Source organism: Streptococcus catagoni (assembly GCF_011421425.1).
In the GTDB taxonomy this organism is placed as follows: Bacteria; Bacillota; Bacilli; order Lactobacillales; family Streptococcaceae; genus Streptococcus; species Streptococcus catagoni.
The window spans coordinates 597,785-610,568 of the sequence record NZ_WPCW01000001.1 but is presented as its reverse complement, the minus strand read 5'-3'; the positions used below and the strand labels follow the sequence as shown (position 1 = coordinate 610,568).

General features: G+C 38.0%; 10 protein-coding genes. All 10 read left to right on the top strand.

The features are described 5' to 3' along the window. Positions 1–239 precede the first annotated feature (239 nt). The 10 genes from metK (at position 240) to HBN42_RS02830 (ending at position 12,693) form a co-directional block, all read left to right on the top strand. Entirely contained in the window at positions 240–1,427 is a 1,188-nt protein-coding gene (gene metK, locus HBN42_RS02875) for a methionine adenosyltransferase (RefSeq protein ID WP_165993533.1), read from the top strand. Between the two features lie 466 nt (positions 1,428–1,893). Further along, complete coding sequence (locus HBN42_RS02870; RefSeq protein ID WP_165993531.1) at positions 1,894–3,153, top strand: UDP-N-acetylglucosamine 1-carboxyvinyltransferase; 1,260 nt, start codon at positions 1,894–1,896, stop codon at positions 3,151–3,153. A gap of 239 nt (positions 3,154–3,392) precedes the next feature. Beyond that, entirely contained in the window at positions 3,393–4,937 is a 1,545-nt protein-coding gene (locus tag HBN42_RS02865) for an MFS transporter (RefSeq protein WP_165993529.1), read from the top strand. A 70-nt stretch (positions 4,938–5,007) separates the two neighbouring features. Then, positions 5,008–6,033, top strand: a complete 1,026-nt coding sequence (locus HBN42_RS02860) for a sugar kinase (RefSeq protein ID WP_165993528.1) — start codon at positions 5,008–5,010, stop codon at positions 6,031–6,033. A gap of 159 nt (positions 6,034–6,192) precedes the next feature. After that, positions 6,193–6,867 (top strand): FadR/GntR family transcriptional regulator, encoded by a 675-nt coding sequence (locus tag HBN42_RS02855; protein ID WP_165993526.1) that lies wholly within the window; start codon positions 6,193–6,195, stop codon positions 6,865–6,867. A gap of 120 nt (positions 6,868–6,987) precedes the next feature. After that, positions 6,988–7,605 carry a bifunctional 2-keto-4-hydroxyglutarate aldolase/2-keto-3-deoxy-6-phosphogluconate aldolase gene (locus tag HBN42_RS02850; protein WP_165993524.1) on the top strand — a complete coding sequence of 206 codons (618 nt, stop codon included), beginning with the start codon at positions 6,988–6,990 and terminating at the stop codon, positions 7,603–7,605. A 27-nt stretch (positions 7,606–7,632) separates the two neighbouring features. Then, on the top strand, positions 7,633–9,030 hold the full coding sequence (uxaC, locus tag HBN42_RS02845) for a glucuronate isomerase (protein WP_165993761.1): 1,398 nt from the start codon (positions 7,633–7,635) through the stop codon (positions 9,028–9,030). A 118-nt stretch (positions 9,031–9,148) separates the two neighbouring features. Continuing rightward, positions 9,149–10,243, top strand: a complete 1,095-nt coding sequence (gene uxuA, locus HBN42_RS02840) for a mannonate dehydratase (protein WP_165993522.1) — start codon at positions 9,149–9,151, stop codon at positions 10,241–10,243. Positions 10,244–10,257: 14 nt separating this feature from the next. Beyond that, the gene (locus HBN42_RS02835) at positions 10,258–11,097 is read left to right on the top strand and encodes an SDR family oxidoreductase (RefSeq protein ID WP_165993520.1); all 840 of its coding nucleotides are present in this window, start codon (positions 10,258–10,260) and stop codon (positions 11,095–11,097) included. 69 nt (positions 11,098–11,166) lie between these two features. Beyond that, positions 11,167–12,693, top strand: a complete 1,527-nt coding sequence (locus tag HBN42_RS02830) for a beta-glucuronidase (protein ID WP_165993518.1) — start codon at positions 11,167–11,169, stop codon at positions 12,691–12,693. The last annotated feature ends 91 nt before the right edge of the window (positions 12,694–12,784 follow it).

The window sequence follows — 12,784 nt, the reverse complement described above, 5'->3', positions numbered from 1 at the left end:
AAAATGATATAATAAATAGGTTAATGAGTCCCGAAAAGCTTTCTTCTTCTTGATAAAAAATAGACTATTTTGCTCTGATCTTTTAGCTCAATGTAGTCTAGAACTAAAAATCAATAAGAAAGATTGAACTTTGTAACTTTTTAACTTGGCAAGATGAGGTGTGTAAAATCATTATCATTAAGACTGATCTTGAGTGAGATCGGTGAACCAACTGACTATACTAAAAGGGGGACATTTTTATGTCAGAACGTAAACTTTTCACGTCTGAATCTGTATCAGAAGGGCATCCGGATAAAATTGCCGATCAAATTTCTGATGCTATTTTAGATGCTATTCTTATGGAAGACCCAGATGCCCATGTCGCTGCCGAAACAGTTGTTTATACAGGCTCAGTGCATGTCTTTGGTGAAATCTCAACCACTGCCTATGTTGATATCAATCGAGTGGTTCGTGATACCATTGCAGAAATTGGTTATACCAAAGCAGAATACGGCTTTTCTGCGGATTCAGTAGGAGTACATCCATCATTAGTTGAACAATCAGCAGATATTGCACAGGGTGTAAATCAGGCTCTAGAAGCCCGCCAAGGTCAAAAGGATGATTTGAATCTTATAGGAGCTGGAGACCAAGGCTTGATGTTTGGTTTTGCAATTGATGAAACAGAAGAATTAATGCCTTTACCAATCTCTCTTTCTCATAAATTAGTTAAAAAATTGGCTGATTTGAGAAAATCAAAAGAGATTGCTTATTTGCGTCCTGATGCTAAATCACAAGTGACAGTGGAATATGATGAGAATGATAAACCGATTCGTGTAGATACAGTTGTTATCTCTACTCAGCATGATCCAGATGTGACTAACGAAGACATTCGTTGTGACCTTATTGAAAAAGTTATTAAAGCCGTTATACCAGAAAACTTATTGGATGAAAAGACCCACTATTATATTAATCCGACTGGGCGCTTCGTGATTGGTGGTCCTCAGGGAGATTCAGGGTTAACAGGACGTAAAATTATTGTAGATACTTACGGGGGTTATTCAAGGCACGGTGGTGGTGCCTTCTCAGGTAAGGATGCTACAAAGGTCGATCGTTCGGCTTCTTATGCTGCACGCTATATAGCAAAAAATATTGTTGCTGCTGGCTTTGCCAAAAAGGTAGAAGTGCAACTGGCTTATGCCATTGGTGTGGCTCAACCTGTTTCAGTCAGAATTGATACTTTTGGAACGTCTGAAATTTCTGAAGCTAGACTTGAAGCTGCTGTCCGTCAATTATTTGATTTAAGACCTGCTGGAATTATCAAAATGTTAGATCTGAAGAGACCAATTTACAAGCAGACTGCTGCCTATGGTCATATGGGAAGAACTGATATTGATTTACCATGGGAAAGATTAGATAAGGTTGAGGCCTTAAAAGATATTCTTAGTTAAAGGCTGAAAATTTTAGTTTTCTATTTTAGGTTGAAGAAAAATCTTTCTTCAATCTTTTTTTGATCCTTTTCTTAGTTGGTGGAATACTTACAACTTTCTTTTAAAAATTCCATGCTGAAGCTCTGATCCAACGATCTCGAAATTTTCTGAGCAGGCTGAGAAGTAAAAATTTTCTAGTTACTCTTTATCAGGAGACAAGCTATGAGGATTCACTGAATTCACCAATACCTTTATAGGTTATAAAATGAAGGGAAGCTAAAAATGAATAAGTAGGAAAGTTCATTATTTTTTTATGTTCTGAAAGATAAAAAATTAAAATTTCTATCTTTTTAGAGCTTATCAGTTGATATAGCTAGTGAAAAGGTGTCCTATAGGGGGTAATAACAGTATTTCTGCCATTTGTGTTGCTTTTAAAATTATGATAAAATGTAAAAGTTGAATTCTAGTATAAGAAAGATTAGGAAGTATGCGAAAGATTATAATTAATGGTGGAAAGCCTTTATCCGGGGAAGTTACTATCTCCGGAGCAAAAAATAGTGTGGTTGCCCTTATTCCAGCAATCATTTTAGCTGATGATATTGTTACTTTAGACGGAGTTCCGTCAATAAGTGATGTTGACAGCTTGGTTGAGATTATGAAAATTATGGGGGCAAAGGTTGAATTCGCAAATGATTCTTTAAAAATTGATCCCAGACAGGTTCAAAGAGTCCCAATGCCTTATGGCAAAATAAATGGTTTACGTGCTTCCTATTATTTTTATGGTAGTTTATTAGGACGTTTTGGAGAAGCCACAGTTGGTTTACCAGGTGGTTGTGATCTAGGACCAAGACCAATTGATTTACATTTGAAAGCTTTTGAAGCAATGGGTGCTCAGATATCCTTTGAAGGAGAAAACATGCACCTTTCTACCAAGTCTGGTAGATTGCATGGTGCTCATATTTATATGGATACTGTCAGCGTTGGTGCGACTATCAACACCATGCTTGCGGCCACGAAAGCTGAAGGCAAAACAATAATAGAGAATGCTGCAAGAGAACCAGAAATTATTGATATTGCTACCTTATTGAACAATATGGGTGCTCATATCCGTGGTGCTGGTACGGACATTATTACCATTGAAGGTGTGGAAAAACTTCATGGGACCAGCCACCAGGTTATTCCTGATCGCATTGAAGCTGGGACTTATATAGCCATGGCAGCAGCAATTGGAGATGGCATTAGGATCAGTAATGTACTCTACGAGCATCTGGAAAGTTTTATTGCAAAACTAGAAGAGATGGGCGTGCATATGACCGTTGAAGAAGATTCCATTTTTGTTGAAAAACAAAACTATCTAAAGGCTGTTAGTATTAAAACAACGCCTTACCCAGGTTTTGCCACTGATCTACAGCAACCCTTAACACCTCTACTTTTAACAAGTGAGGGGAGAGGGACCATCATTGATACTATCTATGAAAAGCGGGTCAACCATGTTCCCGAGCTGGCAAGAATGGGTGCCAATCTGTCAATCCTAGGTGGGAAAATAATTTATCATGGACCTAACAAATTGACCGGTGCAAAAGTCAAGGCGACGGACCTTAGAGCAGGTGCAGCACTTGTTACAGCTGGACTAATGGCAGAGGGACAGACAGAAATTAGCAATATTGAATTTATCTTACGAGGCTATGCCAATATTATTGAAAAATTGCAAAAGCTTGGTGCAGATATTCAGTTAGTTGAAGAATAAGGAGAGAATCTTAGGATTCTCTTTTTCTTGTCTGATGACTTTAGATATTCAAGACTTAGTTATCAGATGATTTAAAATTAATTTTCCTTAAAAAATAAGAAAAACTTGTTAAATACAGTGATAATCATATATTTATTTAAAAAAATAAAAAAATACGTTGACAAATCATCAGATGAATAGTATGATGTAATTAAATATAAAACGCTTACAAAAGTGTAATGAATAAGGAGGTTTCTCTGATGGAGAAAACAATTGATCAAAGAGTTGAAGAGGTTAGCTATAACCGTGCTAAGGTTTGGCAACTGATTTTATTTGCCTTAAATAACGCTTCAACAAACATATATCTTTTTACCTTTATGTTTATAACTTACTTCTCAACTGGAGTTTTAGGCTTGGCAGCAATATTTGTCAGTCAAATAATGGGCTATATTCGTATTTTTGATGGTTTTATTGATCCAGCTATTGGGATTCTGATTGATAAAACTGATACGAAATTTGGTAAGTACCGTCCTATATTGATTATTGGTAATATTGTTACTGCCTTATCTTTGATCTTCTTACTATCTTTGAGTGGTGTTGATAAGGGTGTTCGCTTCCCACTCTTTGTAATCGTTTTAATTATCCATAAAATTGGATATTCAATGCAGCAAACTATTACAAAAGCTGGACAAACAGCTTTGACCAATGATCCTAAACAACGACCTATTTTCAATATTGTTGATGCTGTCATGACTACAAGTTTGATGACAGGTGGTCAGTTTGTTGTTTCAGGATTTTTAGTTCCAAAATTTGGTAACTTCACTCCAGAATTTTTCAATGTCTTAGTCTACGGTACTATTGTTATCTCAGCTATTTTAGGTCTTCTTGCTGTTATTGGTATCTGGTCAAAAGATAGAAAAGAATTCTTTGGACTTGGTGAAAACACACAAAAAACAGAACTTAAGGATTACTGGAAAGTTATTAAAAATAATAAACCTCTACAGGTCCTTTCAATTGCTGCTGCGCTGGTTAAATTTACCGTTCAATTCTTTGGTGATTCAGTAGTAATGGTTATGCTTTATGGTATCGTCTTTGGTAATTATGCTTTATCAGGACAATTCTCACTACTATTTGTGATTCCAGGTGTCTTACTTAATATCTTCTTCTCAAGCATTGCTCGTAAAAATGGTTTACGTTTTTCATATGTTAAGGCTCTCCAAGTTAGTCTTATTTCACTTCTTGCTTTTGGTGCCGTTTTATACTTTGGAAAATCTGGAGACCTCAGTTTAAAGAATATTAATCTATATACAATTTGCTTCATTGTTACTTACATATTTGCCCGCTACGCTTCTCAAGCACCAGCAGGATTGGTATTGACCATGGGAGCAGACATTTCAGACTATGAAACTTCAGAATCTGGTCGTTATGTTTCAGGGATGATTGGAACAATCTTCTCACTAACTGATTCTATTGCTTCTTCATTTACCCCAATGGTGGTAGGTGGTGTCCTTGCTACGATTGGCTTCTCAAAAGCATTTCCAACAATTGAGACACCATTAACACCTGAATTGAAGATGGCAACCTTAGTCTTATTAGTTGGTATACCATTTTTATCTCTTCTTGTTGCTCTATTTTTAATGAAGTTTTACAAGCTAGATAAGGAAGAAATGGTTCGTATCCAAGAAAAAATTCAAGTGATGAAAGCAGCCTCTACAAAAGAACGTGCTAAAGATATTGCAGAAAATGTACCTTTAACTGATATGGATTTCGTTGATGTAACCAAATACCCAGTCAATAAGAAATAGTTTTTTGAACGGCTGCTCTTTAGAGCGGCTGTTTCTATTTTTAGGATAAAATAAGAAAGGATGTGTTCAAATGAAAAAAGTGATTTCAATAGGGGAAATTTTACTAAGGTTATCTCCACCTCAGTATCAGACCTTAGTACAGGCCAGTCAGCTTGATTGTCAATTTGGCGGTTCAGAACTCAATGTTTTGGCGACTCTAGCTCAACTAGGCCATAAGGTTTCTTTGCTATCAGCAATTCCTGATAATGATCTGGGAAGAATGACCCAACAATTTCTTTTTTCTAAACAGATTGGTCAAGAATTTTTAATCAAAAAAGGTGAACGTCTTGGTATTTATTTTTATCAAAAAGGTTTTTCACTGAGAGCAAGCCGGGTTACCTATGATAGGAAATATTCTGCTTTTTGGGAAAGCAAAGTAGAGGATTACGATTTTACTGATATTTTTAAGGGTGTTGATTGGTTTCATCTTTCTGGAATTACGCCTGCTCTAACAGCAGATCTTTATGATATAACCTATCTCTTAATGCTCAAAGCCAAAGAATGTGGTGTTAAGATTTCATTTGACTTGAATTTTAGGGCAAGTCTATGGGATTCCTTCCAAGAAGCCCGTGAGTTACTCTCGCCTTTTATCAAAATGGCAGACCTTTGTATAGGCATTGAACCCATTGTCTTACATGGAAAAGTTAAGGATTTAAAGGATGAGTTAGGATTGACAAGGCCTTATGAGAATGAAAAAATTTTAACAGAGGTCCTTAAGGCCATGGCTGAAGAGTACCAGCTAGAAAGCATTGCTTTTACACAAAGAGAGGCCAGTCATACTAATGAGTACCAGCTAAAGGCTTTTTTATATCAAGATAATCATTTATATAAGACTGAAAAATCAGGCATTCAGGTCTTAGACCGTGTTGGCACTGGAGATGCGTTCACAGCTGGGATTATTCATGGACTTCTGGAAAAGAAAAGTCCACAACTTATCTTAGAGACCGCTATGGCTTGTTTTAAATATAAGCATACGATTGAAGGGGATATCAATGTCATTACCAAGCATGATATTGATCTTTTACTGGGGAATGATTCTCATGAGATCAGGCGCTAAAGCTAGGAGATTGTCTAGTCCTTTTCATCAAGCAAGAAACTGGCTGGGGCTCTAAATTTAGAAGGAATCAGCAATTCATTGCATTAACATTGCCATTATCAGAAAAAATAGTGTACAATAGTAGCGATGTAATGTCATTTAGAAGAGGTATATGAGAGTATGGCTAAACCATTAGTTGAACAGACTGCTGAACGTTTGTTAGCATTAATTTTAGAAAGAGAATACCCTGTGGGAGCCAAGCTTCCAAATGAATATGATCTGGCAAGCGACTTGGATGTGGGCCGCAGTACCATCCGTGAGGCGGTTCGAAGCCTTGCGACAAGAAATATTTTGGAAGTAAGACAGGGGTCAGGGACTTATATTAGTTCAAAAAAAGGTGTTTCAGAGGATCCTTTAGGCTTTTCTCTGGTCAAAGACACAGCTCGTTTGACTTCAGATTTGTTTGAGTTGAGGCTTTTGTTAGAACCTAGGATTGCAGAATTAGTAGCACAAAGAACAACAGAAGAGCAGTTTCAGGCCTTAGAAAAGATTGTTGAGGAGATTGAAGTTGCTGTTAAAGCAGGCGATCCTAAACATATGCAATTAGACGTGGAATTTCATTCCATGTTAGCAGCTTTAAGTGGCAATATTGCCATGGATAGTCTGTTACCAGTCATTAACCAATCCATTCATTTGATTAACACAAACTATACCAACCATCAGATGAAATCAAACAGCTTACAAGCCCATCGTGATATCCTAAAAGCAATCAAGGAAAGAAATCCAGTTGCTGCTCACGACGCTATGTTACTGCATATTATGACTGTTAGAAGAGCAGCCCTAAAGGATGAATGAGTTATCGATAAAAGTAGTCATTTTCTAAAAGTGACTATTTTTTTCTTCTTTTTCTTGACAAATCATCAGATGATTTATATAATGTATGTAAGATAACGGTTTCATTAAAAGGAGGAACTTATGCTGAATCAATTGAAAGAAAATTACTTTTTTGCTGTGGTTCGTGGTAAGACAGCCCAAGATGCCATTGAAATTTCAAAGCACGCTATTATGGGTGGTATTCGTAATATTGAAATCACTTTTTCAACGCCAGATGCCTTAGATGTTATCAAAAAGTTATCAGATGACTTTAAGGATGATAAGACAGTTGTTATTGGTGCTGGAACTGTGATGACAGAAGACTTAGCTCGAGATGCTATCGCAGCAGGTGCTTCTTTTCTCGTTAGTCCACACTTCTCTAAAGAAATTGCAGACATTGCAAACGAGCAATCAACCTATTATTTCCCTGGTTGTGCAACAGCTACTGAAGTCGTTACAGCTATGAAGAGTGGCTGTCCTATTATTAAACTTTTCCCTGGTGGTGTGCTAGGAACTGGATTTATCAAGGATATTCATGGTCCTATTCCAGAAGTTGATTTAATGCCATCAGGTGGAGTCTCAATAGATAATGTTGCTGCTTGGAAAGAAGCTGGAGCTGTAGCAGTTGGAGTTGGTTCAGCCCTTGCTAGCAAGGTAGCTACAGATGGTTATGACAGTGTTACTCAAATCGCAAAATCATTTGTAGACGCTCTTAAATAGATCTTTAGCTTAGGAAAGGAAACGATGATGACATTTAATGATCAAAACTTTATGTTAAAAAATAATTCTGCAAAGTTACTTTATGAAGAAGTTAAAGATCAACCTATTTTCGACTACCATTGTCATTTGGATCCCAAAGAAATTTTTGAAGATAAGCCTTTTGAAAATATTGTTGACCTCTGGTTGGGTGGTGACCATTATAAATGGCGCTTGATGCGAGCTAATGGCATTTCTGAAGAAGAAATCACTGGTTCAGCTTCTAAATTAGATAAATTCAAAGCCTTTGCCAAAACAGTAGAAAGAGCATATGGCAATCCGGTCTATCATTGGACTGCGATGGAATTGAAAAATGTTTTTGGAATTGATGAGCTTCTAGGTCAAGATAATGCAGAGGACATTTATAATCGTCTTAACAGGATTTTAAAGGAAAAAGAGGTCAGTCCTCGAAAATTAATTGCTGATAGTAAGGTTACTTTTATTGGTACCACTGATCATCCTTTGGACAGCTTGGAATGGCATCAAAAGCTTGCTGAAGATGAGACCTTTGAAACGGTAGTTGCACCGACCTTTAGACCAGATGAAGCTTTCATCGAACACCGTCATTTTGCAAAATTCATTGAGCGTTTAGCTGATGTGACAAAAAGCCCTATTGTTGATTTCAAGTCTTTCATGGCTGCTATGAGAGAGCGCATTGCTTACTTCGCAGATAAGGGCTGTAAGGCAAGTGACATTAGTTTCACTGAAATTGTCTTTGAAAAGGCTGATTCAGAGCAATTAGATCAGCTTATGGCAAAGACTTTAGCTGGTCATCAGCCAAGTCAGTTGGAAATTAATCAGTGGCAAACAGCCGTTTTTGCAGAGTTGTGTCAGTTTTATAAAGAATTTGGTTTTGTGACACAGGTTCACTTTGGTGCTTTAAGAAATAACCATTCTGGTCTATTCAAACGTTTAGGTGCTGATGTGGGTGTGGATTCACTAGGTGATCAAACCGCTTTAACAGTTAATATGAATCGTCTATTAGATCATTTGGTTCAGACAGATAGCATGCCAAAAATGATTTGGTATAACTTAAATCCAAGCTATAACATCGCTGTCGCTAATACACTGGCTAATTTCCAAGCTAATGAAGAAGGCGTGGCTGGTTACTTGCAATTTGGTGCTGGTTGGTGGTTCGCTGATACCAAGATTGGTATGATTAGTCAAATGAATGCTTTAGCTGAACAAGGCATGCTAGCCAATTTTGTCGGTATGCTAACAGATTCTCGCTCTTTCTTGTCTTATCAACGTCATGATTATTTCAGACGCATTCTCTGTACCTATTTGGGAGAATGGATGGAAGACGGTGAAGTTCCAGAAAACTTGACAGCTCTTGGAAGAGTGGCTAAGGACATTGCCTATCATAATGCAGTTAACTATTTTAACTAAGATAATAAGCATTTGGAGCTTGACAAAGAGAATCTCTCTGACAGTAAGCTTTAAGTGACACTACAAAGGGTGAATAAGGAAAGGAAAAGGAGTTAGTCCTAGCTCCAGGTATTTGAACATGAAAATGTCGTTTCGCTGGTATGGTAAACATGATCCAGTTACTTTAGAAGAAATCAAAGCCATTCCAGGCATGCAGGGAATTGTAACAGCTATTTATGATGTGCCAGTTGGGCAGGCTTGGCCATTAGAAAATATCCTTGAATTGAAAAAACTGGTTGAAGATGCAGGCTTAGAAATTTCGGTCATCGAATCTATTCCAGTTCACGAAGATATCAAGCAAGGAAAAGCTAATCGTGATCAATTGATTGAGAACTACAAAACGTCTATTATCAATGTTGGTAAAGCAGGGATCCCGGTGGTTTGTTATAATTTCATGCCAGTCTTTGACTGGACACGTTCAGACCTTAACCATCCACTACCAGATGGATCAAGCTCACTTGCCTTCTTAAAAGTAGACTTAGAAGGTGTAGATCCTGTTGCTGACGATTTGAACTTACCAGGCTGGGATTCTTCTTACTCTAAGGAAGAAATGAAAGCCATCATTGAAAACTATCGTCAAAATATTTCTGAGGAAGATTTGTGGGAAAACCTTGAGTATTTCATTAAGGCCATTATGCCAACCGCAGAAGCAGCCGGTGTTAAAATGGCTATTCATCCAGATGATCCTCCTTATGGAATCTTTGGTTTGCCACGTATTATCACTGGACAAGAAGCTGTTGAACGCTTCTTAAACCTCTATGATTCACCAAATAATGGTATTACCATGTGTGTGGGCTCATATGCTTCTGATCCAAAGAATGACGTTCTTGCTATGACAGAATATGCCCTTAAGCGTAATCGTATCAACTTCATGCATACACGTAATGTGACTGCTGGTGATTGGGGCTTCCAAGAAACAGCTCACTTATCAGAAGCGGGTGATATTGATATGAACGCTGTGGTAAAATTGTTGGTTGACTATGACTGGCAAGGCTCTCTTCGTCCTGACCATGGTCGTCGTATTTGGGGAGATCAAACTACAACTCCAGGTTATGGACTTTATGACCGTGCTCTTGGAGCAACCTATTTCAATGGGCTCTATGAGGCCAACATGCGTGCAGCTGGAAAAACTCCAGATTTTGGAACCACAGTAAAAACTGTTGGTCAAAAATAAGAAAGAGGTAAGTAATGACTCGAGTAATTGAATTTAAAGATAAAGTAGTAATTGTAACCGGAGCTGGTGGTGTTCTTTGTGGCTATATGGCTAAAGAATTTGCCAAGGCTGGTGCTAAAGTTGCCCTTTTAGACCTTAATCAAGAAGCAGCACAGGTCTTTGTTGATGAGATTGAAGCAGAAGGTGGCATTGCCAAAGCCTACAAAGCAAATGTTTTGTCTAAAGAGAATTTAGAGCAGGTGCGTCAATCTATTCTTTCTGATTTTGGACCAGCAGATATTTTGGTTAATGGAGCTGGTGGTAACAGCCCTAAAGCAACAACTGACAATGAATTCCATGAAAATGGTCTTCCAGAAGACACAAAAACCTTTTTTGATCTGGATGAAGACGGCATCAGTTTTGTCTTTAACTTAAACTACCTAGGAACCTTATTACCAACACAAGTTTTTGCTCAAGACATGGTTGGACGTAAGGGAGCTAATATCATTAACATTTCATCTATGAATGCCTTTACACCACTTACTAAGATTCCAGCCTATTCAGGCGCTAAAGCCGCTATCAGCAACTTTACTCAGTGGCTAGCTGTACACTTTTCTAAGGTTGGTATTCGCTGCAATGCCATTGCACCTGGCTTCTTAGTCACAAACCAAAACCGTGCCTTACTTTTCTCAGAAGATGGTAAGCCTACAGCTCGTGCTGAAAAAATCCTTAACAATACCCCAATGGGACGTTTTGGAGAAGCGCAAGAACTCATTGGCGGGCTCTTCTTCTTAGCAGATGAACAGTCAGCAAGCTTTGTCAATGGTGTTGTTTTACCAATTGATGGTGGTTTTGCAGCTTACTCTGGCGTGTAAGATAAAGAATGCTTCCCCATTTAACAAGATTTTTGTTAAGTGGTTTTTTGCAAGAAAGGAATAAGGATAATGAACCCATTGACTTTAAAAAGTGAAGGTCTGACAAGGCTTAGAACAATTGACCCCAGATTAGTTTCCTATAATATTGAATTTGCTGAGGTTACAGGTGGTACCTTTTGGAAATCTTATACAGAAGAAGAAATTTCAGGGCAGGCACAGTTTCATGTAGAAGCTTCTTCAGATGGTATTGCAGCAATGTATAAAGATTTAATGCAGGTATTTGAACCTATCAATCTTTATGATCCGAAGCTGCGCTACCTTGCCAAGGAACTTGGTCCTTCTTGGATCCGTGTTTCAGGAACCTGGGCAACCAAAACCTACTATGACTTTGACAATAGCACTAATGGTCAGGTCCCTGAAGGTTATCTGAATATATTGACTAAAGATCAATGGAAGGGTGTTCTTGATTTTGTAAAAGCTGTTAATGGGAAGTTAAAAATATCCATGGCCAATTGTCCGGGACTGCACTCGGCTGATCAACCCTGGCATCCCCAAGAAGCTGAAAAGATTTTTGCTTTTAGTAAAGCCTATGGCGTCCCCATTGAAGCTGTAGAGTTTGCAAATGAACCCAATATGCTTGAAGATACAGGTTTTCCAGCTGGCTATACTGCTGCGGACTACCGTCGTGACCAGGATTTGTTTTTTGAATGGCTAGACGTGAACTATCCACAATGTTTGAAGGTGGGACCAAGCTCTACTGGTGGTGATAATGTTGTCTTTGGTAAGGATGATAATCAAACAGGTGGTGGTGTTGAACAGATTGCTAGAAACCTACTCAACTGTTCTGATTTGTTAGAGGGGACACGAATTCCTTTAAATGTTTTTTCTTACCATTATTATAATGGTGTTTCAGAAAGATTAGCCTCTCTTATACCTAGTGGGCACTGGTCTACTGATGAAGCTTTAACAGAAGCTTACCTTTGTGTTTCTACAAACTTCTGTAAAACTTATCTGCCCTTAAGAGACAAGTACGTCCCAGGTTCACCCATGTGGGTGACTGAATCTGGAGATGCAGGAGGAGGTGGCAATACCTGGGCTTCAACCTATTTAGATGTACCACGGACTCTCAATGAATTGGGAAGCTTTGCCAGACTTACAGATGGTGTTATCTTCCACAATACCTTAGCCTCATCAGATTATGGCTTCTTAGAAAGGAATCTTTTTAATCCTCGGCCAAATTATTTTGCTGTGCTGTTGTGGAAACGTCTAATGGGAGATACTGTCTTTGATAGTGACATTGCAGTGCAAGAAGGAGCTCATATTTTTGCACATTCCCGAAAGGATGGAAAAGAAGGTAAGGCTTATCTGGCTATTAATAATTCAGAAAGTCAAAATACTTTATTAGAACTGCCAAAATCAGCAGAAATTTACCTGCTTCAAGGGGAAAATGCTGATAAGAGAGCCAGACAAATGACCTTGAATGGCAAGGTCTTAAAGCTAAAAGAAAATGGTGACCTACCAGACTTATTAGCAGTTGATTTGGACAAGGGTTCCTATCTGTTACCTCCTTGTTCTTGTGCTTTTATTATCTTGTAAAAAGTGAAAAAATGGGAAAAGGTCATATGATTTTTGCCCATTTTAAAATATAATTAAAATTTGACAGCGGTTTCAAGCTATGATATAATTA

What these genes read in the sequence shown, in the direction of transcription:
- HBN42_RS02835 (WP_165993520.1), top strand. Translation starts at nt 10,258, where the DNA reads ATGACTCGAGTAATTGAATTTAAAGATAAAGTAGTAATTGTAACCGGA.
- HBN42_RS02860 (WP_165993528.1), top strand. Translation starts at nt 5,008, where the DNA reads ATGAAAAAAGTGATTTCAATAGGGGAAATTTTACTAAGGTTATCTCCA.
- HBN42_RS02850 (WP_165993524.1), top strand. Translation starts at nt 6,988, where the DNA reads ATGCTGAATCAATTGAAAGAAAATTACTTTTTTGCTGTGGTTCGTGGT.
- HBN42_RS02830 (WP_165993518.1), top strand. Translation starts at nt 11,167, where the DNA reads ATGAACCCATTGACTTTAAAAAGTGAAGGTCTGACAAGGCTTAGAACA.
- HBN42_RS02865 (WP_165993529.1), top strand. Translation starts at nt 3,393, where the DNA reads ATGGAGAAAACAATTGATCAAAGAGTTGAAGAGGTTAGCTATAACCGT.
- HBN42_RS02855 (WP_165993526.1), top strand. Translation starts at nt 6,193, where the DNA reads ATGGCTAAACCATTAGTTGAACAGACTGCTGAACGTTTGTTAGCATTA.
- HBN42_RS02870 (WP_165993531.1), top strand. Translation starts at nt 1,894, where the DNA reads ATGCGAAAGATTATAATTAATGGTGGAAAGCCTTTATCCGGGGAAGTT.
- uxuA (WP_165993522.1), top strand. Translation starts at nt 9,149, where the DNA reads ATGAAAATGTCGTTTCGCTGGTATGGTAAACATGATCCAGTTACTTTA.
- metK (WP_165993533.1), top strand. Translation starts at nt 240, where the DNA reads ATGTCAGAACGTAAACTTTTCACGTCTGAATCTGTATCAGAAGGGCAT.
- uxaC (WP_165993761.1), top strand. Translation starts at nt 7,633, where the DNA reads ATGACATTTAATGATCAAAACTTTATGTTAAAAAATAATTCTGCAAAG.